Source organism: Gymnodinialimonas sp. JB5-7, assembly GCF_055693405.1.
This window is the reverse complement of sequence record NZ_JBVFUX010000007.1, coordinates 120,808-138,985: the sequence shown is the minus strand read 5'-3', so window position 1 is coordinate 138,985 and position 18,178 is coordinate 120,808. Positions and strand designations below refer to the sequence as shown.

23 protein-coding genes and 3 pseudogenes are annotated in these 18,178 nt (G+C 57.8%); 13 read left to right on the top strand and 13 right to left on the bottom strand.

Annotated features, from left to right (window positions below; translation table 11 throughout):
- Position 1: 1 nt before the first annotated feature.
- From merA to ACZ1HK_RS07045, 4 genes and pseudogenes are all read left to right on the top strand, one after another.
- Positions 2-1,433 (top strand): annotated as a pseudogene (gene merA / locus ACZ1HK_RS07060) (mercury(II) reductase).
- Positions 1,434-1,454: 21 nt separating this feature from the next.
- A complete protein-coding gene (locus ACZ1HK_RS07055; protein ID WP_472628093.1) occupies positions 1,455-1,829 on the top strand; it encodes an FAD-dependent oxidoreductase in 375 nt (124 codons plus the stop codon).
- Entirely contained in the window at positions 1,786-2,703 is a 918-nt protein-coding gene (locus tag ACZ1HK_RS07050; protein ID WP_472628092.1) for an FAD-dependent oxidoreductase, read from the top strand. Before ACZ1HK_RS07055 ends, ACZ1HK_RS07050 begins: the two co-directional genes overlap by 44 nt.
- Positions 2,704-2,866: 163 nt before the next feature.
- Complete coding sequence (locus tag ACZ1HK_RS07045; protein ID WP_171675946.1) at positions 2,867-3,193, top strand: YnfA family protein; 327 nt, start codon at positions 2,867-2,869, stop codon at positions 3,191-3,193.
- A 465-nt stretch (positions 3,194-3,658) separates the two neighbouring features.
- Here ACZ1HK_RS07045 and ACZ1HK_RS07040 read toward each other — a convergent pair whose 3' ends face one another.
- Genes ACZ1HK_RS07040 through ACZ1HK_RS07020 form a run of 5 tightly spaced genes read right to left on the bottom strand, consistent with a single transcriptional unit; the run spans position 3,659 to position 6,935 of the window.
- On the bottom strand, positions 3,659-3,883 hold the full coding sequence (locus tag ACZ1HK_RS07040; RefSeq protein WP_472628115.1) for a hypothetical protein: 225 nt from the start codon (positions 3,881-3,883) through the stop codon (positions 3,659-3,661).
- On the bottom strand, positions 3,798-5,033 hold the full coding sequence (locus ACZ1HK_RS07035; RefSeq protein ID WP_472628091.1) for a TRAP transporter large permease subunit: 1,236 nt from the start codon (positions 5,031-5,033) through the stop codon (positions 3,798-3,800). Before ACZ1HK_RS07035 ends, ACZ1HK_RS07040 begins: the two co-directional genes overlap by 86 nt.
- The gene (locus ACZ1HK_RS07030; protein WP_090210784.1) at positions 5,023-5,535 is read right to left on the bottom strand and encodes a TRAP transporter small permease subunit; all 513 of its coding nucleotides are present in this window, start codon (positions 5,533-5,535) and stop codon (positions 5,023-5,025) included. Before ACZ1HK_RS07030 ends, ACZ1HK_RS07035 begins: the two co-directional genes overlap by 11 nt.
- A 45-nt stretch (positions 5,536-5,580) precedes the next feature.
- On the bottom strand, positions 5,581-6,090 hold the full coding sequence (gene lspA / locus ACZ1HK_RS07025; RefSeq protein ID WP_339640045.1) for a signal peptidase II: 510 nt from the start codon (positions 6,088-6,090) through the stop codon (positions 5,581-5,583).
- Entirely contained in the window at positions 6,087-6,935 is an 849-nt protein-coding gene (locus tag ACZ1HK_RS07020) for a cation efflux transmembrane domain-containing protein (protein ID WP_339640047.1), read from the bottom strand. The genes lspA and ACZ1HK_RS07020 overlap by 4 nt, the downstream gene beginning before the upstream one ends.
- Before the next feature lie 44 nt (positions 6,936-6,979).
- On the opposite strand from ACZ1HK_RS07020, the gene ACZ1HK_RS07015 reads away from it, so the two are divergent.
- The 3 genes from ACZ1HK_RS07015 (at position 6,980) to ACZ1HK_RS07005 (ending at position 8,441) form a co-directional block, all read left to right on the top strand.
- The gene (locus ACZ1HK_RS07015; protein WP_233145769.1) at positions 6,980-7,336 is read left to right on the top strand and encodes an ArsR/SmtB family transcription factor; all 357 of its coding nucleotides are present in this window, start codon (positions 6,980-6,982) and stop codon (positions 7,334-7,336) included.
- A 217-nt stretch (positions 7,337-7,553) separates the two neighbouring features.
- Positions 7,554-7,856: a DUF411 domain-containing protein gene (locus ACZ1HK_RS07010; RefSeq protein ID WP_472628090.1), complete on the top strand. Its 303-nt coding sequence runs from the start codon at positions 7,554-7,556 to the stop codon at positions 7,854-7,856.
- A 147-nt stretch (positions 7,857-8,003) separates the two neighbouring features.
- Positions 8,004-8,441, top strand: coding sequence for a c-type cytochrome (locus tag ACZ1HK_RS07005; protein ID WP_055296367.1), 438 nt, complete (start codon positions 8,004-8,006; stop codon positions 8,439-8,441).
- On the opposite strand, the gene ACZ1HK_RS07000 is transcribed toward ACZ1HK_RS07005, so the two are convergent.
- Positions 8,345-8,551: a hypothetical protein gene (locus ACZ1HK_RS07000; protein WP_162797850.1), complete on the bottom strand. Its 207-nt coding sequence runs from the start codon at positions 8,549-8,551 to the stop codon at positions 8,345-8,347. The two genes, ACZ1HK_RS07005 and ACZ1HK_RS07000, sit on opposite strands and share 97 nt — an antisense overlap.
- Positions 8,552-8,659: 108 nt before the next feature.
- Between ACZ1HK_RS07000 and ACZ1HK_RS06995 the strand changes: the two are divergent.
- The 5 genes and pseudogenes from ACZ1HK_RS06995 (at position 8,660) to ACZ1HK_RS06975 (ending at position 11,585) form a co-directional block, all read left to right on the top strand.
- Positions 8,660-9,293: pseudogene (locus ACZ1HK_RS06995) on the top strand (tyrosine-type recombinase/integrase).
- A gap of 422 nt (positions 9,294-9,715) precedes the next feature.
- Positions 9,716-9,910: a hypothetical protein gene (locus tag ACZ1HK_RS06990; protein WP_472628089.1), complete on the top strand. Its 195-nt coding sequence runs from the start codon at positions 9,716-9,718 to the stop codon at positions 9,908-9,910.
- A 176-nt stretch (positions 9,911-10,086) separates the two neighbouring features.
- Complete coding sequence (locus tag ACZ1HK_RS06985; protein WP_472628088.1) at positions 10,087-10,641, top strand: ImmA/IrrE family metallo-endopeptidase; 555 nt, start codon at positions 10,087-10,089, stop codon at positions 10,639-10,641.
- A 5-nt stretch (positions 10,642-10,646) separates the two neighbouring features.
- Positions 10,647-11,171: a DUF4411 family protein gene (locus ACZ1HK_RS06980; protein ID WP_472628087.1), complete on the top strand. Its 525-nt coding sequence runs from the start codon at positions 10,647-10,649 to the stop codon at positions 11,169-11,171.
- A 252-nt stretch (positions 11,172-11,423) separates the two neighbouring features.
- Positions 11,424-11,585: a hypothetical protein gene (locus ACZ1HK_RS06975; RefSeq protein WP_472628086.1), complete on the top strand. Its 162-nt coding sequence runs from the start codon at positions 11,424-11,426 to the stop codon at positions 11,583-11,585.
- 89 nt (positions 11,586-11,674) lie between these two features.
- Here ACZ1HK_RS06975 and ACZ1HK_RS06970 read toward each other — a convergent pair whose 3' ends face one another.
- The 5 genes from ACZ1HK_RS06970 to ACZ1HK_RS06950 form a co-directional block, all read right to left on the bottom strand.
- Positions 11,675-12,391 (bottom strand): replication-relaxation family protein, encoded by a 717-nt coding sequence (locus tag ACZ1HK_RS06970; protein WP_472628114.1) that lies wholly within the window; start codon positions 12,389-12,391, stop codon positions 11,675-11,677.
- A gap of 701 nt (positions 12,392-13,092) precedes the next feature.
- A complete protein-coding gene (locus ACZ1HK_RS06965) occupies positions 13,093-14,295 on the bottom strand; it encodes a type IV secretory system conjugative DNA transfer family protein (protein ID WP_472628085.1) in 1,203 nt (400 codons plus the stop codon).
- A gap of 10 nt (positions 14,296-14,305) precedes the next feature.
- Positions 14,306-15,073 (bottom strand): hypothetical protein, encoded by a 768-nt coding sequence (locus ACZ1HK_RS06960; protein ID WP_472628084.1) that lies wholly within the window; start codon positions 15,071-15,073, stop codon positions 14,306-14,308.
- Positions 15,074-15,109: 36 nt separating this feature from the next.
- Complete coding sequence (locus ACZ1HK_RS06955) at positions 15,110-15,469, bottom strand: hypothetical protein (RefSeq protein WP_472628083.1); 360 nt, start codon at positions 15,467-15,469, stop codon at positions 15,110-15,112.
- A complete protein-coding gene (locus ACZ1HK_RS06950) occupies positions 15,469-16,362 on the bottom strand; it encodes a hypothetical protein (protein WP_472628082.1) in 894 nt (297 codons plus the stop codon). The genes ACZ1HK_RS06955 and ACZ1HK_RS06950 overlap by 1 nt, the downstream gene beginning before the upstream one ends.
- A gap of 194 nt (positions 16,363-16,556) precedes the next feature.
- On the opposite strand from ACZ1HK_RS06950, the pseudogene ACZ1HK_RS06945 reads away from it, so the two are divergent.
- Positions 16,557-16,778, top strand: a pseudogene (locus tag ACZ1HK_RS06945) (H-NS histone family protein); the annotation flags it as partial.
- On the opposite strand, the gene ACZ1HK_RS06940 reads toward ACZ1HK_RS06945, so the two are convergent.
- Together ACZ1HK_RS06940 and ACZ1HK_RS06935 are read right to left on the bottom strand one after the other, a co-directional pair.
- Entirely contained in the window at positions 16,680-17,354 is a 675-nt protein-coding gene (locus tag ACZ1HK_RS06940; protein ID WP_472628113.1) for a beta-barrel domain-containing protein, read from the bottom strand. The pseudogene ACZ1HK_RS06945 and the gene ACZ1HK_RS06940 overlap by 99 nt on opposite strands.
- 49 nt (positions 17,355-17,403) lie before the next feature.
- A complete protein-coding gene (locus ACZ1HK_RS06935; protein ID WP_472628112.1) occupies positions 17,404-17,961 on the bottom strand; it encodes a hypothetical protein in 558 nt (185 codons plus the stop codon).
- Between the last annotated feature and the right edge of the window lie 217 nt (positions 17,962-18,178).

Sequence of the window (18,178 nt, the reverse complement as noted above, 5' to 3'; positions counted from 1 at the left end):
GATGAAAGATTTGAACAAGAATGGCGATGGCCAAGGCGGCTACGACCTGATCGTCCTCGGGGCCGGATCGGCGGGGTTCTCCGCCGCGATTACCGGCGCGGATGCTGGTAAGCGTGTTGCTCTCGTTGGGCACGGCACCATCGGGGGAACGTGCGTCAACGTTGGATGCGTGCCATCTAAAGCGATGATCCGTGCGGCAGAGGCCGTCCATGGTGCAAAGGCTGCCAAGAGATTTCCGGGTCTATCGGGGCAGGCACACGTGGATGATTGGCACACACTCGTCCAGTCCAAGGACGATTTGGTCGCGACCCTGCGCCAGAAGAAATACGCGGACCTTCTGCCGGAATATGAGGGTGTCGATTACATCGACGCCGGTCCCGCGCGGCTGATCGAAGGCGGCGTGACAGTCGGTGAGCGAACCCTGACAGCGCCGAAGACCATCATCGCCACGGGCGGGCGTCCCGTCCTGCCGACCATCGACGGGATCGAGGACATCGGCGCGCTCGACAGCACCAGCCTTCTGGAACTCGAAACACTGCCGAAGAGCCTGATCTTCATAGGCGCGGGCTACATTGGCGCGGAACTGGCCCAGATGATGAGCCGCATGGGCGTGAAGGTCACGCTCGTCGCCCGTTCGCATCTGTTGCCCGGCGCGGAACCAGAGGTCTCGGAGGCATTGGCGGCGGCGTTTGAGGCCGAAGGCATCACCCTTCTGACCGGGTTAAGCTACGACACTGTGCGCCGCGACGACGCAGGCGTGACGCTACGCGTGATCCAGAACGGAAAGCCTGTCGAAGTGACAGCGGATCACCTCGTTTCGACCGCTGGCAGGCGGGCCAATACCGAAGATATGGGCCTGGACGCAATCGGCGTTGAAACCGACGCGCGCGGGTCCATCGTCGTCGGCGAGGACATGCAGACATCGGTGCGAGGCATCTATGCGGCGGGCGATGTGACCGACCGTGACCAGTTTGTCTATATGGCGGCCTACGGTGCAAAGCTCGCCGCCAAAAACGCGGTTCTCGGCGAAGACCATCGCTACGACAACGCCGCGATGCCCTGGGTGGTGTTTTCCGATCCGCAGGTCGCGGGCGTCGGTCTCGGTGAAACCCAGGCGCGGAACGCGGGCTTCGACGTCAAGACGTCCATCGTGCCCCTCGATCAGGTGCCGCGTGCGCTGGCGGCCCGCGATACGCGCGGATTGATCAAGCTGGTGGCGGACAGGAAGACCGACCGGCTGCTTGGTGGCCAGATCATCGCGCCCGAGGGGTCCGATACGATCCAGACCCTCGTCATGGCGCTGAAGTTCGGCATGACCACCAAGGCACTCGGCGAGACGATCTTCCCGTATCTGACAACGGTGGAAGGGCTGAAGCTGGCGGCTCAAACCTTCGATATGGACGTGGCAAAGTTGAGTCTGCTGCGCCGGATAGACTCAAGGATAGGACCAGAAAATGAGCGAAGACTACGACCTGATCGTCATCGGGGCTGGCATGGCAGGCGTGGCCGCGGCGAACAAATGTGGCGCAGCAGGATGGCGTGTCGCCATTGTCGATGCGCTGCCCTACGGCGGCACCTGCGCATTGCGCGGATGCGATCCAAAGAAAATCCTGCGGCGCGGTGCGGAAATCATCGACTCGGCCCGACTTATGCAAGGCAAGGGGATCGATCCCGGTGATCTGTCGATCAACTGGGCCGATCTGATGGCACACAAGCGTGGCTTCACCGATCCCGTGCCGGACAAGATGGAAAAGGGCCTGTCGGGCAACGGCGTCGAAACCCTGCATGGAGCCTGCCCGCTTCACGGGAGACAACACGCTGGAGGTTGATGAGAAGACATATCTGTCGAAACGGTTCCTTGTCGCCGCCGGTGCCATGCCCAGGCCGCTCGGCTTCACCGGAGCCGATCTCGTGATCGACAGCACGGATTTCCTCAACCTTGAGGCCCTTCCCGAACGGATACTTTTTATCGGTGGCGGCTTCGTGTCCTTCGAGTTTGCGCATATCGCCGCACGGGCCGGAGCCAACCCGATCATCGTGGATCGTGGCGCCCGGCCCTTACGCGGCTTCGATCCCGATCTGGTCGAAATGCTGATCGACCGCAGCGGCGGTATCGGCGTGGACCTGATGCGCGAAACCGAAATCGTGTCGGTCTCGGAAGCCAGTGGAGCATTCAGTGTTGAAGTGAAGTCAGGCGATCAGGTCCGGACAATCGAAACCGATTTGGTCGTGCATGGCGCGGGCCGGGTTGCAGCCCTGGCCGACCTGAATCTTGAGGCGGCTGGTGTTGACTACAGCGACAAGGGCATCGTTGTAGCCCCCCATCTGCAAAGCACGACAAGCAGCGCGGTCTATGCCGCCGGAGATTCCGCCGACACCGATGGCATGCCGCTGACGCCGGTCGCAGTGATCGAAGGGAAGGTCGCAGCCTCCAACATGCTCAAGGGCGCGCAGACCACACCGGATTATGCGGGCATTCCGACGGCCGTCTTCACGGTACCGGAAGTGGCGCGTGTCGGCATGTTGGAGAATGAGGCAAGGGACGCCGGGCATGACGTAGATGTCCGGTTCACCGACACGAGCGGTTGGTACTCGAACTACAGGATCGGCGAGACCTCCGCCGCCGCGAAGATCCTCGTGGACAGGTCGAACGGCAAGATCCTCGGCGCGCACCTGTTCGGCCCGGAATACGGCGAAGCCTGATCAACTTCTTCGGCTTGGCGATCAAGCTGGGCCTGACGGCAAAGCAGCTTAAGTCGATGACGGCGGCCTATCCAAGTGTTGGATCGGATTTGGGGTCGCTTCTTTGAATTTGAAAGATTTTTCCTAATAGACCCGATCCTCCTCGGAACGTATGTCTCGCCCGATGAAGACGGTTCTTATCTACTTCGTCGCTGCGCTGGCCGAAATTGCCGGATGCTTTGCTTTCTGGGCGTGGTTCCGGCTGGACAAGAGCGTGTTTTGGCTGGCACCGGGCATGCTGTCCCTTGCCGCTTTCGCCTGGCTACTGGCGCTCAGCCCCGCCGATCAGGCGGGCCGCGCCTATGCAGTCTACGGTGGCGTTTACATCGTATCGTCCCTGCTGTGGCTATGGGGTGTGGAAGGCCATCGCCCGGATCAATGGGATGTAGTTGGAGCGGTCATTTGCCTTGTCGGTGCGGGTATTATTCTCTGGGCACCGCGCAGTATTTGAGAGGTAGCCGCAGACGGGGTGAAGCGCTGAATCGTTCGATTAGATCGCCTTTTGGCTCACGCGTTCCGACAACTCGGCGCTGCTTTCCCTCTGCATCGCGGCTGCGATCAAGCAGGTTTTCTATCGCCCTCGAAAGCAGCCATAAATCCTTTACGCAGCATCGGTCAAAGTGGGCTCTGAGCGGTCATTTTCCGCTGCGCGGTATTGCACCAAGAAACCGGTAAGGACGTCGTCACGAACGGCCCATACCTGCCGTTCAACCGCTTTCGGTTGTGCTGCGGCGCGGCCCGTCGAACCGGACATTCGCTGCGCTCGCCCATTTAGGATGTGGACTGATGACTGCAACGCGGGACTAAGCACCATTTCGCTGCGGCTGCGCCAGTGGCCGCTTCGATCAATCCGAAAAAACGGTTAAACCTAGAGAACCCACAAGGGAATGCTTTCCCCCGCTGCAGGCTACATCACTCACCGCTGTATCAATTGCGGCGCATCGGCATCCCCAAGGGCCATTTCGGGCAGCCAAGTGATAAGCTGAGGAAACGAGATCAGCGCCGCGATCAATGCAATCTCAATGGCAACAAGGGGTACCGCTCCGCGATAGATATCAGACAGATTGATACCCTTCGGTGCGGCCATCTTGGCAAAGAACAGGGCATAACCGAAAGGGGGCGTCAGAAAAGACGTCTGCAACGCCAAGGCTATCAGGCCAGCGATCCAGATTTGTGCAAAGTAGGCAGAGCCGACGTGATCTGCGAAGTCGAGTCTCTGAAATAATCGGCATCAGTACGGGTACAAAGACCAGCAGCACCTCGATCCAGTCAAAAACAAACCCAAGTATGATGATCACGCCAAGGAGCATGGCCAACAGTTCCCACCGGGTGAGATCGAATGCGGATATCCAGTCGAAGATCACATTTGGTCCACCAACGAGGTGGAAACTGAGCGAAAACACCGATGCGCCAAGTACGATGAAGAAGACCATCGACGTCATCGTGCTTGTCTGCACCGTGACAGAGTTTAACGACGAGAAAGACAGACGCTTTCGCGCCAGAGCAACCAAAAGCGCGCCAAACACCCCTACTCCAGCCGCCTCTGTTAGTGTCGCAAAGCCCAGAATGATGCTGAGCGGAATGGATGCGATAACCGCGACAGACGCGAGTACAAACAAGAGGTCTGACACAAGATTGGTCTTGGGTGCGTCCAGCGGGATTTCGACCGTTTTTCTCAAGGTGACCGCAAAGTAGACCGCGAAGGCCATGACCATCAGAAGCACAGGTACGATGAGGGCCACATACATCAATCCGATGCGCAGATAGAACACGTTCGAGATGAAGAACAGCATCACGGCTGGCGGGAACACGACACCCAATGCTCCAGAAGCTGCGACAGCGCCTCCTGCGGTTCGCGGTGCGTAGCCCGACGCCATCATCGGGGCATAGGCCACCAACGCCACAGTTATGACGGAAGCACCGATCACCCCGGCGGCGGGCGCAAGAACGAGGCCGATCAGCAAAGTCGCAATGGCGTAGCGACCGGGAACGCCTGTCAGAAGACGCCCCAGCAAGCGAAACATGGTTTCGGCAACGCCGCTGGCATTCAGGATCAGGCCAAGAAAAATCAGCATTGGAACGCTGGTGAATTGGACTGATTCATTGGTCAGTACACCACGGGCCCGCAGGTAGATCAGCCCCAGATGCTGAAAATCAGTGATCCCCACCCAAACCGCAGCGACAAACCCCAAGAAGCCTGTCCCCGCGAGCACCAGCGCCACCGGAAAGCCACTGAAAACCCCAATCGCCATCACGACAAGCATGGCAACCGTGAGGACCTCATTCACCATTGTGCAGGCCGCTTGCTTGGTCCGGTGCGCCTTGCGCACGTCTCCCTGCCAGAAAGCCGATGTTGCGAAGGGCGACGATCATCCCCGCAAAAGCCAGCAAGATGGGGCCTATGACCCCCGCTATGCGTTGTGCCCACACTTGGGTCTCGGCGTATTTTGTGGTGCGCATCAGGCCGTCCCATCCGTAGTAGGTCAGGATGGCGGCGAGCGGCAGAAGGACAAAAAGGCCGCCAATCAGTTCGATCCAAGCAATGCGGCGGGCGGACCAATGTCTGCGAAGAACATCAACGCGCACGTGACCGTCGCGCAGATAGGTATACCCAAAGGTCAAGAAAATTAGGATGAACAGCAGTGACGTGGACAGGTCCGGCAAATAGCTCGACACGCCAAGTTGTAGCTTGCGATCCAGCATCTGAAGCGCGCCATAAGCAGCAATCGAAACAACTGTCAGCCACGCAGTCACGACGCCGATGCCGCGAATGCCACGGTCAATCCAATCCAAAATCTCAAGCCGAATTCCCTCCCAAAGTTCTTTGCCTGTTAGCTGTTATCCCCCCGTGACATCTCCCTTGCGATTGTCTTGTTCCCGATTTTCCGGCCTGACTTTCGAGGCGCGAAAGCCGTCCCAGAACAGCAGTGCCGCCCCACAAAAGATCGCCACGTCAGCCAAGTTGAAGGACGGCCAGTGGTATGACCCGTAATGGAAGTCGAGAAAGTCAGGGACGGCCTGATAGCGCAGCCGGTCGAAGACGTTGCCGAGCGCACCGCCGATGATCATACCGAGAGCAGCAGCCGTCAGCCTATCTAGCGCGCGCCACAACCAGATCAGCAGCCCTGCCATGATCGCGGTAGCAAGCGCGATGAGACCCCACCAGGGTACGATCCCGCCGAGCATACCGAAGCTGACGCCATCGTTCAGAACACGAACGAGATTGAGAAAGGGCAGAACTTCGACCCCATGTTCAAGCGCCGGGGTGTTCAGGGCAAGCGCCTTGGTGCCCTGATCGAGACCGAAAGCTGCAATCGCACAGAGCCCACCCAGAACGCGGTTGTTCATGCCGCCGCCTTCAGATCGGCCCGCGCGTCGCGGATGATCGACCAGGAAGAATGCAGGAATAACCCGGCGATGCCGAAGGCGACAATGAGGTCGGGCCACGCGCTACCCAGCCAAACCACCAGACCGGCCGCGACAACGACTGCCGCATTGCCAATGGCGTCGTTGCGCGAGAACAGCCAGACGGCACGCATGTTCGCGTCCCCCTTCCGGTACTGCAGCAACGGCAGCACGGAGATGACATTGATCACAAGAGCAATCAGGCCCAGAAGCCCCATCAGCGTGGCGTCTGGGGTTGTCGGCTCGAATGCCCGCATGATGGTTGTCCCAAAGACGCCAAGACCAAGCAGGGCAAGGAAGATGCCCTGGATCAGGGCCGACCGCGCCCGCCAGAGAAGACTCCAACCGATGGCCAGCAGGCCGAGGAAGGTGATCGCGCCATCACCAATAAAATCCAGCGCGTCGGCCTTCACGGCCTGTGACCCGGCAATGAACCCGCCGATCATTTCAAGAACGCCATAACCAACATTCAGGATCACAACGATCCAGAGCGCGCGGCGATAGCCAGGGTCCTGATGGGCCGTACCTTGCTGAATATCTTCGTCGCTCTCGATGCGGTCAAACCCATACCCTGTTGTCTCGACGGCTTTTTCAATTTCCGGCAAGCGCGCTTCGGGAGCTGTCAAAGTCATTATGTGCGTTGCAGTAGACACTTTCACGGCGTCAGGCGCGATACCCGCAGATTGCGCCGCCCGCTCGATCTGGGCGGCATCCTTGGCGCAATCCATGCCGGAAACGCGGTAACGAAAGGATGGGATATCTGCTATCGCGCTTTCTGCGTTGGCCATGATCGCAGTTCTCCTGCTAAAGTGGATCAAAGGATAATATATCAGTGAGCAATGATATGACGCAGATCGTTGTGGACCGCAAGGTCGGTACCATTGAACAACGAGCAAAACTATTTCGCGGCTTTGCCGACCCAAGCCGCTTGTCTATTCTCGGCGCGCTGTGCGGGGAGCCGCTGGTTGTTCACGAACTCGTCGAGCGTACGGGACTATCACAACCAAACGTATCCAACCACTTGCGATGCTTGTTGGAGTGCGGGCTAGTTAACAGCGACCGAGATGGGCGCTTCATCCGCTACCGTATCAGTAGCGCACGTATCGCAACGCTGTTGAGCGATGTGGACGCACTTCTCGATGTGGTCGCAGGGGGCGTTGAGGCCTGCGACAACTATCGCGGGAGATAAGCAGCCACTAAGCGATGAAATAGACTAGGACAGAGCTAAAGGACGACTGATATTGATGTAACGCGCCGTCAAATTATTATAGCCGCTGTAGGTCTTACCAGCATTGCACCCTTCGCCGCGATTGCGCAGGGAGCCTCCGTCGATCCACGTTCTTAAGGACCCGAATTGCAGCTGTTGCCGGGTTTGGGCTGATATTCTTCGGGCTGAAGGCTTCCGTGTGACCGAGGAGCGCAGCTTTGGAACACTGCTGGTCCGACACAAGTTGGACAATGGCATCCCCCAAGAGATGATATCGTGCCACACAGGCGAGATCGAAGGCTATATGATCGAGGGCCATGTGCCCGCAGCAGACATTCGTCGCCTTCTGGACGAACGCCGAGACGCAGTCGGTCTCGCCGTTCCCGGCATGCCCTATGGATCACACGGAATGGGGCCAGAAGATCAGCGTGAAGCCTACGATGTATTTCTGATCCGGCGCGACGGTAACACCGAAGTGTTCACGAGTTACGAAGCAGCCTGACGGCAATTTCATTGATCGGAAACCATAAGGAGAAGACTATGAAGCAGCATAAATCACGCTATTTTGGTATGGTTGCGGTGTGTATGATCTCTGCTACTGTAGCCTTCGCACAGCAGCAGCGAGGCGATTGGGTGGGGTCACGGGCCAATGGGACCGAACCACATGTGGTCTGAACGCATGCCTGGCTGGGGACACGGCAACATGGGTCCGGGCCAGCAACAGCGCATGCAACGACATTGGACTTACATGAACGAGTGCGTGCCCGCAGCTTATCGGGGCGCTCGGAGCACTATTCGCGCGACGCCTGAAGTTATCGCGGAAGGCCAGACGCTATACACAGCGAACTGCGCAAGTTGTCATGGAGCCGAGGGTCTCGGGGATGGTGAGGCCGGTCGGTCTCTCGTGCCTTCTCCGGCTCTCCTTAGATGGTTTGTTCAGATGCCGATGTCGGGAGACGAGTATCTGCTCTGGGCAATTTCTGAGGGCGGTCAGCGCTTCGGAACAGAAATGCCAGCCTTCAGGGAAGCGCTGACTGAAGAAGAAATCTGGAAAATCATCGCATACATGCGTGCGGGGTTCCCGTGATACCGCGCACCGCGAACACTTTGTAGAGCTTTTGGCGGTGCTTCCAAAAATACACAATTTCGCCGATCACCACCAAAACTGACATTGGTGGAGCGCGCAGCATCGCTCACTCTGGGCTCACTGCCGACTTCGGAGGCAGCGCAGCAATCCCGTGATATCGTGCCTTGTCAACGTCGGGTTGTCGCTTGAGGAGGGCATGGCGGATCGGAGGATCAGTCATGGAAACACCAAACTTACCGGCCATTCGCGCGCTTCGCCCAGCCTGGAACAAAGGACGTATCGTTGGCCAGAAACGACCTCTGAAGCCAAAGCACGTCTGGGCGATCCGAGTTCGACTTGAACTGGCCGAGAACCATCGCGACCTCGCGCTGTTCAATATGGCGATCGACAGCAAGCTTCGCGGCTGCGACCTCGTGAAGATGAAGGTCGTCGACGTGATGGCATCGGGACAGATCAAAGAACGCGCTTCTGTGCTGCAAAGCAAAACTCAAAAACCGGTCCGCTTCGAGATTTCCGAGGGCACGCGTGATTCAGTCGAAAAGTGGATGGAGGATGAACTCATGGTTGGCTCAGAGTATCTTTGGCCAGGCCGCTTCCATGAACGTCTTCATATCTCAACTCGCCAATATGCGCGGATTGTCCGGGATTGGGTTGCTTCCATCGGCCTTGAGGAAAGTGCATATGGCACGCATTCGATGAGGCGAACAAAGGTGACCCAGATCTACAAGAAGACTGGCAACTTGCGTGCGGTTCAGCTTCTGCTTGGACACACCAAGATGGACAGCACGGTCAGATACCTGGGCGTCGAGCCTGGAGGATGCGCTTGCGATAGCCGAGGCCATTGAAATCTAGCAACTTCGGATCGCCTTCAAGGGCGGCCCTTTGCCGTCACTAGATCGATCGCAGCATCGTCATGTGGTAGATCGTATCGCCCCAGTAGGGACGGCCCAAAAGTTTGTCCTGTGACTTGCGCGAAAGATTGTTAGAAATGCATCATGCCGAACGTTAATCCGGACATCCTCAGATGGGCACGTGAAACTGCCGGGCTGTCTCTCGAAGAGGCAGTCCAGAAGCTTGGGATAAATGCGGCACGAGGCGTCGAACCTGTCGACCGACTGGCGCAGATGGAAGCGGGTGAGGTGGCTCCGACGCGTCCGATGCTTGTGAAAATGTCTAAGCAGTACCGGCGATCTTTGCTGTCTTTCTATCTCTCCGCACCACCTCGTCAAGGCGACAGGGGGCAGGATTTCAGGACGCTACCGGCGGCTTTTGCAATGACCGACAATGCTCTGGTGGATGCCGTCGTCCGTGACATCCGCGCCAGACAATCCCTTGTGCGCGCGACACTTGAAGAAGAGGATGAAGCTGAGACGCTGCCTTTCATCGGATCTGCTCGCACAACCGAGCAGCCGAGCTATTTGGCCCGCCGGATCGCTGGAACAATCGGATCTCGACCTCGGCGCTTATAGACGCTGCCGGACAATCGGTGATGCAGTCGCCTACCTGCGGTCCCAGATTGAAGCGGCGGGGATTTTCGTCCTCTTTGTGGACAACCTCGGCAGCCACCATACCGAGATATCGGTCGATGTATTTCGCGGATTTGCCTTGGCAGATGATGTCGCGCCGTTTGTCGCTGTAAACGCAAATGATCTCTAAAGGTGCGCAATCCTTCACCATGATCCATGAACTGGCCCATCTGTGGCTGGGTCTCACGGGCGTAAGCGGACGCGATGGTGAACGTGATATCGAGAAATTCTGTAATGATGTCGCCGGGGAATTTCTTCTCCCAAGCTTGGAACTCCAGCAATTGGATATCAGTGAGGCCAATGGCATCGCAGATGCAGTGCACGTGATTGGCGCGTTTGCACAGGCCCGCAAAGTCAGCGGCACCATGGTCGCGTACAAGCTGCACAGGAGCGGTGCCTTCAACTTCGAATTCTACCAGGGCATAGCAGGAACCTTCCGACAGAACTTTCTCAGCCAGCGTGGGCGGGATCGCGAACTCGCTCGGGAAGCCGAATCTGGTCCAACTTATCCAGTTATTCGCCGACATCGAGCCGGTCCGGCACTTGTTCAACTGGTTGATCGGATGCTCGGTGCAGGTGCGCTGACCACGACCAAGGCCGGAAAAGTTCTGGGCGTAAGCGCCAAAAATGTTCAGAGCGTACTGCAGGCCGGTGGCCCGAGATTGTCGGCATAAACCGAGTGGCGGCCCTTTATCTCCTCGATGCGAACACGTTGATTGATGCAAATCGGGACTACTATGGCATTGGCCAGGTTGACGAATACTGGGAGTGGTTAGTCCATTTTGGAGAACAGGGCCGCATCAAGATACCGGTGGAGATTTATGAGGAACTCAAGGCGGGTTCAGACGCCCTCGCCGCCTGGGCAAAACAAGGAGAAACGGAGACGGCGCTGAAATTCGCAGAGGAAGTCGACATAGACCTCGTCAGGCGTGTAACTGAAGAGGGCTACGCAGCCGATCTGACGGACATCGAGATCGAAGAAATCGGACGCGATCCATTCCTGATAGCCTACGCTCTCTCCGACCCTGAAAATCGGGTTATCGTAACAACCGAACGCTCCAAGCCGCGAGCACAGAGAAAAAACCGAAAAGTGCCAGACGTGTGCGCCCACTTTGGCATTCAACCGTGTAACGCTTTCACATTCGGCCGTGAGATCTGGGTTTCCGCACTGACTGGCGAGACCAAATTTAGCGCAAATCATTGACTTCCAGATGTCCGCTTTCAAGTGGCGGGAAATCGGATCCCGCGCCCGCAGCGAAGGTCCGGATTCCGCCCTCGTGTCATTCGCGACATCTACGCAAATCTCCTTCATCATCGCCAGAAGTAACAATACGTGACCTGCTTCTCATAGCGCAGCATGCCTACTTGCACCGACAGATTGCACCACATAGCGCTCGGTGACAGGTTGGCTTGAAGCTGCAATTCTGCTCCCACCCAACCCAAAAGGAGACAGAATATGCAGAAGCAAACCAAACGGCTGATCACGCGTGAGTTCATCGGGTTCATGGACGAATTGAAGTACGGCGTGGCCGAGTTTGTCGAAGTTGCCGTGAACGACGTCGTGGGGGCGGAACCGCGATCACGTCGTTCGTCGCGGCGCGGGCCGAACCGCCGGTAGTAGCCCGCTTCCGTTTTCCAGGAGGGCCGAGCCAAAGCTCGGCCCTTTGTGTTGCTCTTGTTGAGGTAAAGCTTGGGTTGTCTTTGCAGTCAGGTAGCGAAAACCTCTGGCGGCATGTGACCGTGACAAGACAGATGCCGCGGCGTCGCCCCGTTGTCTTGGGCCTCCAGCAGCCTCTCAAAAGCCCCCTGACGCGCAGTTGTCTTGTGCGACCAGATCACCTGTATCGGCGCATTGAGGCCGTAGTGCCGGTTAATCGCGCCGCTTCTGAACCCCTCAGAATAGAGTGCCAATGACGTCGACCAGCTTTTGCGCGCCGAGGAGGAAGCGATGGGTTCCGTGCCACGATCCACCTCAACCATGAAGGCGCGAAACAGCCCGCCATAGTCGATTGCAAAGAGTTGGTCAGGTATTAGACGGCGACGACCAATTGGGATCGCCAGCGTTGCATCGGACCGACCCAAGATCTCATGGGCGGGAATGTAGCGCAGACTGCGTTGCTGACATTCCAACTCCGCTCGCGCGGTGAGCATCGCTGTTTCATGGAGATGCCACCAATGCCCGGTGGGGCGGATTACATCTTCGGCAACCCCGCTGTCTTGCAAGTAGAGGCGCCCCAGCGGCGCCAGGTCATAGACATATGGCTTGAATTCAGCACGTTCCGTTTGTCGTTGCTGCCTGGGGAGATACAGGAATTTTGCGGCCCGCAATGCCTGTAGCCGCCGTAGCCCGCTGTCACGGCAGCGGTGGGTATCTGCCGTCCAGTCGAGGAGATGAGAGGAGGCCAGTGGACCGTGACACTCTATCAGCTTTAGCCACCGCAGATCGCGCTCGGTGGGCGCAAAGGCGTCGGCCCGGTTGATAAGATGGAACGTCGTTCGGTGTCTGAGCTCGGGTTGTCATCTTCCCATCGTGACCGAGCGAGAAGCGCAAAGCGACGGAGATTTGGGTGTTGTTAGTCGAATTTCGGGAGCGCGCAGTTTCAGGCATTGGCTCATAGGTCTCAGAGGAGACCCATGGTGCGCCATAGACGCACCATATCCTGTGTCGCCCGTGCCGCACCCCTAAAGATTCGACTCTTTGCAGACTCTGTGGCCGAATGCTCCGTCGATGGGACTCTTTGATCTTTTTTTGCTAGAGTCTGACCATAACCAAACAAATAGATATGACAGCAGAAACACTATTGATGAAGCTTCTTGCTATTCCAGAAGAGAACCGGAAATCGTTTCAAGAAACCATCGCAACTTGTCCACCTGAACATCTCGAACTGGTCTTGATACAGATGTCACAGGAACCCTATGAAGACGACTGCGATCCGTCACTTGATCAATGGGCCTCAACATACTTCCCGGAAACTCTTGGCAAATACGCCGTGTTATACGAGGCCGAGGTATCAAAGCTCAGTCGACGGTCGTAACGGATCATCATCCGGCGCCTGTGGCCCCTCAGCAGACCCTGAGGGGCTGTTTTGCGATCCGCCAGCCGCCTCATCAGGCTCCTTCACCGTTTACAGCCCCGTCATTCCTCTCGGCAGGCTTCCAGGGGCCGCATAGGTCTCTCGGCTGTGCTGTCGGATGGCATAAAGCATCTCAGCATCCGCCCGCTTCCGCTTCTCCAAGACGAAGAACGGAAACGACAACGGCACCGCCCTGTTGGTCACCCCGCGAATGGAGGTCGCGAAGGTGCCCTTTGGTAAATTGCTCATGCTGTTTGGTTCCGCATTCATCATGCCCGATAGCGCCCGCGCGTCTCGCGGCGAGATCCCACCGGCCAGCTTGATTGACGTGTTCGCCTCAAACGCTTCCTGCAACCCGTGTGCAAGTTGTCCGAGATACTGGTGAGCCATGGCCATTCCCACGCGGTACTTCCGCGCCTGGCTCAAGATCACACCGAGGTTGTGATCGAAGTAGTCCTGAGCTTCGTCCACATAGACATGAACTGGAAGACGGTCGCGATCAGGGATGGTGGCCCGCTCTTGGGCAGACTGGGCAATCAGGGCCACAAAGAAGCGTCCAAAGACCTGCGTGCCCTGTTCCTTAAGCAGCGACTTCGCGGTGTTGATCAGGATGAGCTTTCCAGCGTTTAGCTCCGAGAACATGTCGAACTTGGTCTCGGGGTTTGAGAACATGCGTTCGAAGGTCTGGTTCTCGAGGATGCCATAGAGACGGCGCAGCACCTGGCTCTTGGTTGTCTCAAACTCCTTGCCGTCAAACTCCGTCTCAAAGAAGCGACGTGCCGTGCCGTCGAGCTTGGCGATGTCATTGGCAAATTGAGCGGAACCCTCCGGTTCCAACAAATCGCGAAGTGTGTGGATCGTGGCCCCTTCGATGTGGAACATCAGACGCGTCACATAGCGGAAGACGACGGATTGCTTGGCCGTCATACCGGAGCCCAGGAGCGATCCCAGCACAAAGTCGTAGAGCTCAATGATGGAGTTGGTGAGCCGCTCACGCTCAAGCGCGTCGTAGCCCTCTAAGCGCTCCTGTCCGACAGAGAAGAGGTTCAGACTGACGGGCCAGGCGATGTCTTCTGGATCAATCAACACGATCCGATCTGGAGGCAAATCGGAGTGCTTGAGGATGGTATCAATGAGATCACCCTGGCTATCGATCACAACGACAGACCGGTCCTGCTGCGCAATGAACGGCAGATCCTGCGCAATCAGGTATTGAAGCGTCTGCGTTTTGCCGTGGCCGGACCCCGCCACCATGTGCAGATGCTCAAACCGACGATCCTCTGGGATGGAGAACGGTGTCCGCAGCCGGAACGCGTCTCCGCAACGGCGTACCCTTGAGATAGGTCTCAAGCGGATCGTCCCCCTTGTAGTCTCGCGGGAAGATCGGATTGCCCGAGCGGGTTGTGGAGCGCAGATTGGCATCTAGCTGTGTCTGGAGCCCCCTGAAGAGCGCATAGGGCGTATCGGCAAAGAACGGGGCGGCCATGGCCTCCACAGTCTCGCCGAGTGGATCCAGGAACTGGGTGACCTCAACCAGCACCTCACCGCCAAAGGGAGGCACTGCATGCGCAACGGGAGCCAGACTTTGTGAGATCAGATCAAGGGCTGTCTCGGCCATGCCGCGGTCGTGTCGGACCTGTCCGAGCCGCGCAAGCTGATCCCGGTAGCGTCCTCCCTCCAGCGTGTTGCAGAGCGCGGGCGGTGGCGGGATGTCCGGAGACAGCCCCTCAGCCGCGTAGATCGCTTTTCCAAGGTCGAGCAGCGCCTGGATGCGGAGAACATCCGAGAGGTCTGAGGGCCAGTGCTGGGCGAGCCCGCGCTCAATCTCGCCATCCGTCAGTTCGACCCGCCCGCGCAACGCATGGTTGTAGAGAGCTTCGGTCTCTTCCCGAGCGATCTTTTCTGCGCGCGCCGGACTATCTCGCCACAAGCGGTATCCGACATAGGCGGGCACCCCGACCAAGGCGATGGGCGTGACCACCAGGGCCAGAAGCAGGAAGCCGCCAACGATCGCCGACCACAGAAGGACCATGCCCTCCCAGCCTCTCGCCAAAGGACCGGCCTGCCATCAGAACTCAACCACAGTGCGACCGGCGACCTCTGCATTGTCGCCAATCCAGAGTTTGACCTGTGCGAGCGCGTTGAGGAGTTGCTCCTCATAGATTTTGGCGGCTGACGGCGTGGCACACAAAAACCGATCCGATCGCGCCCGCATCAGATCTTCCAAACGAAGCTCAAACTTCTCGTCGCGATCATCCACGCGGGCATCTGCTGGACGGCGATCAAGTAGCTTTGTCTTCCCGAGGTTCCGCTCGCGAATGACCTGTATCTCTTCGTGGCTGAAGTGCACGTCGAGATGGACCTCATAGTACGTGGTCTTCAGGACAAGTCCTTTCCGAACCGTGTGATGAGAGACGGAGACTCTCATCAGATTGCACTGCGCGTTCGGCCCAAAAGGGCGGAATGGCTTTTGGGCTCAGCCGTCAGGGGCATCGGCTGTGTATCTCGACAGAAAGGGAGAGATGTCACGGCCGCCATCGAGCGAATTTGGTGCCGGTATGTTCCGCCATGAGTGCCCAGGCACCCCCAAGCTGGACCCCCATAGAGGTTGGGGGTGCGTATGGGGGTCATCGAGCCTGTTCCCATTTCCGCGTCTCGAGCCATTTTGAAACGCTTCGCGTCCACGGCATCCTTTGCCATCTCGATCGTTCGATAGGTGCGGCCCAAGACGGAATAGCCATGGATTGTGCGCTCGATCTTCTCGCCCTGAAAATCAGTGATTTTGGGTGTGGGCATCGTCGATGAGCCAGATCGCATGAAGGACGGAACGCGATCACCGGCGTTCTGCTTGGCAAACGTGGCTGCGCTGCTTTCTCCGTTAGGTCGCGCATCCGATCCGAAACTTTTTGACGTATTGGCCGCTTGCATCGTCGCATAGCTGAAGGCCTGTTCTGATTGCTGAAGAGCCTGTCGAGACACATCCAGTTGGTCCCTCACAACCCGCAGCATCTGGAAAGTGTAATCGGCGCTGTCGACATTCGCCTTTCCCAGTTGAACGAACACAAGACAAACAAACCCTCCAAAGAGAAACATTGTGCCTGGCAGCGCACCGATGAGAAACGGCACGCCCAGACCTTGGGAGAGGCTTGCACCAAGACCAAGAAACATGAGCACGCCAAAGGCCATGATCACCCAGCAGATCTTCTCAAAAAGCCCGAGAAGACCTCGCGCAGCCCCATAATTTGATGTCTTGAGATTCATTATGCTTCCCCCTTTTTGTCCCGTGGCGGAATTGAACCGTATAACTGGCGATTGCGTCAAAACCCCTACGTGCTGGCATTCCTCTTTTGACGCTCCACTAACGGTGGATCGGAATCTGCGGCTCCGATTTTTCGCAGCATGGGATTTCGCTCAGTGAGATTGCCAGCCTGGCCCCGAAAGGGCTAGTGCGACCCTTGCAACAAGAAGGAAGAACAAATGGCACAGCCCAACTTGGACAAGATGTCTGTCCCTGAATTGAAGCAAGTCTGCAAAAAGACACCCAAAAAGCAATTGAAAACTACTCTGCCCGCAAGCGGGAAGAAGCACTCGCGGAACTGGAACAAGTCGCCAAGAAACATGGCTTCAAGCTTTCGGACCTAGTCGGGAGCAAGAAAGCCGCAAAGGCAGCTAATCCCGCGAAGTATCGGCATCCAGAGAATGCCGCTCTGACTTGGACAGGGCGCGGACGCCAACCGAATTGGATAAAGGAAGGGCTGGACGCTGGGAAGTCTCTCGAGGACTTTGCGATCTAGCGCGGGTTTCTTTTCGCAGCCTTGGTGAATTTCGAGGACAGGGGCGATTTGACGGAATTGCCCCTTAACTCTCCCGCAGTGCGTGTCAAAATACGCCGTGAACGGCTCGATCAGATAGGTCATGGGAGTCCGCTCTTCAGTTCGTATGAAGGCATCGACTGGCATGCCCGGTACGAGAACACGATCACCAAGTAAGGCTGCTTGATCTTCCGGTAGGGTGATTTCAGCGCGGTAGAAGCTGCTCCCGCTCAAGTCATCCACGAAGGCATCCGCTGAGACCTGACTGACCAACCCGGTAATCTCCGGCAGTTCGTTTTGGTTAAAGGCCGGAAATACCACCATGACTTTTTGGCCTGCGAAGACCTGGTCAATGTCGATCGCAGGTACACGCGCGGAAATTATCAGCGGCCGTCCTTCCGGGATGAGATACGCAAAGGGATCCGCCGGGCGGAGGACGGATCCTTCGCCGAATATGGTTAATCCATGGATGCGACCGGCGACCGGCGCGCGCAACTCCATCCGCGCGATGCGCGCGATCAGACTATTGGTCCGCTCGGTCAGTTCTTGTTCATTGACGCGGATTTCGCGCAGCTCTGTAATTGCCTGTTCTCGACGCTCGGTTTGAAGCTGCAGGATAGCAAGCTCGCTTTCGATGATCCGCTCTCCGGCTTCTGCCTGACCTGCGGCCACTTCGCCCGCCGACCCCTGTAGCTGCACGAGTTCCTGCTGCAGCCGCACCACCGGTTCTCGCGTGCCTGAGCCGCTGTCCAAAAGCGCTTGCCTTCGAGCCGGCCTCCTCTTCGACCAAAGCGACCTGGCCGGCCAAAGCTTCCTGCTGCGCTTGCAGAGCCTGCACCTGCGCATTGATTTGAGTGATGCGGCCCTGAAGCTGTTCCATCTCGCGTGCGGCGGTTTCTGCCCTGGCATCAAAGAGATTTTGCTGGCCAGCCACCAGGTCTGCAATCTCAGGATCCGTTTCGGCGACTGCATCCAGATCCGGCGCAAACGTCACCGTGTCACTGCCATCGCGCTCAGCTTCCAGGCGCGCGCGACGGGCCTGCACCTCAGCCAGATTGGTGCGCACGACGGCCAATTCAGTCTGAAGTTCCGATGGGTCAAGTCGCATGAGGACTTGCATGGAGCCAACGCGGTCACCTTCATCCACCAATAACTCTGCGACCACACCGCCATCAGGATGCTGAATCGCCTGCCCATTGCGGTCCACCTCCACTTGGCCTGAAACCACGACGGCGCCGGACAACGTTGTGCTAACCGCCCAGGTTCCGAACCCGCCAACAAGCACAAACAAAGACAGTAGCCCCAGTTTCATCGGCCCGGCGACG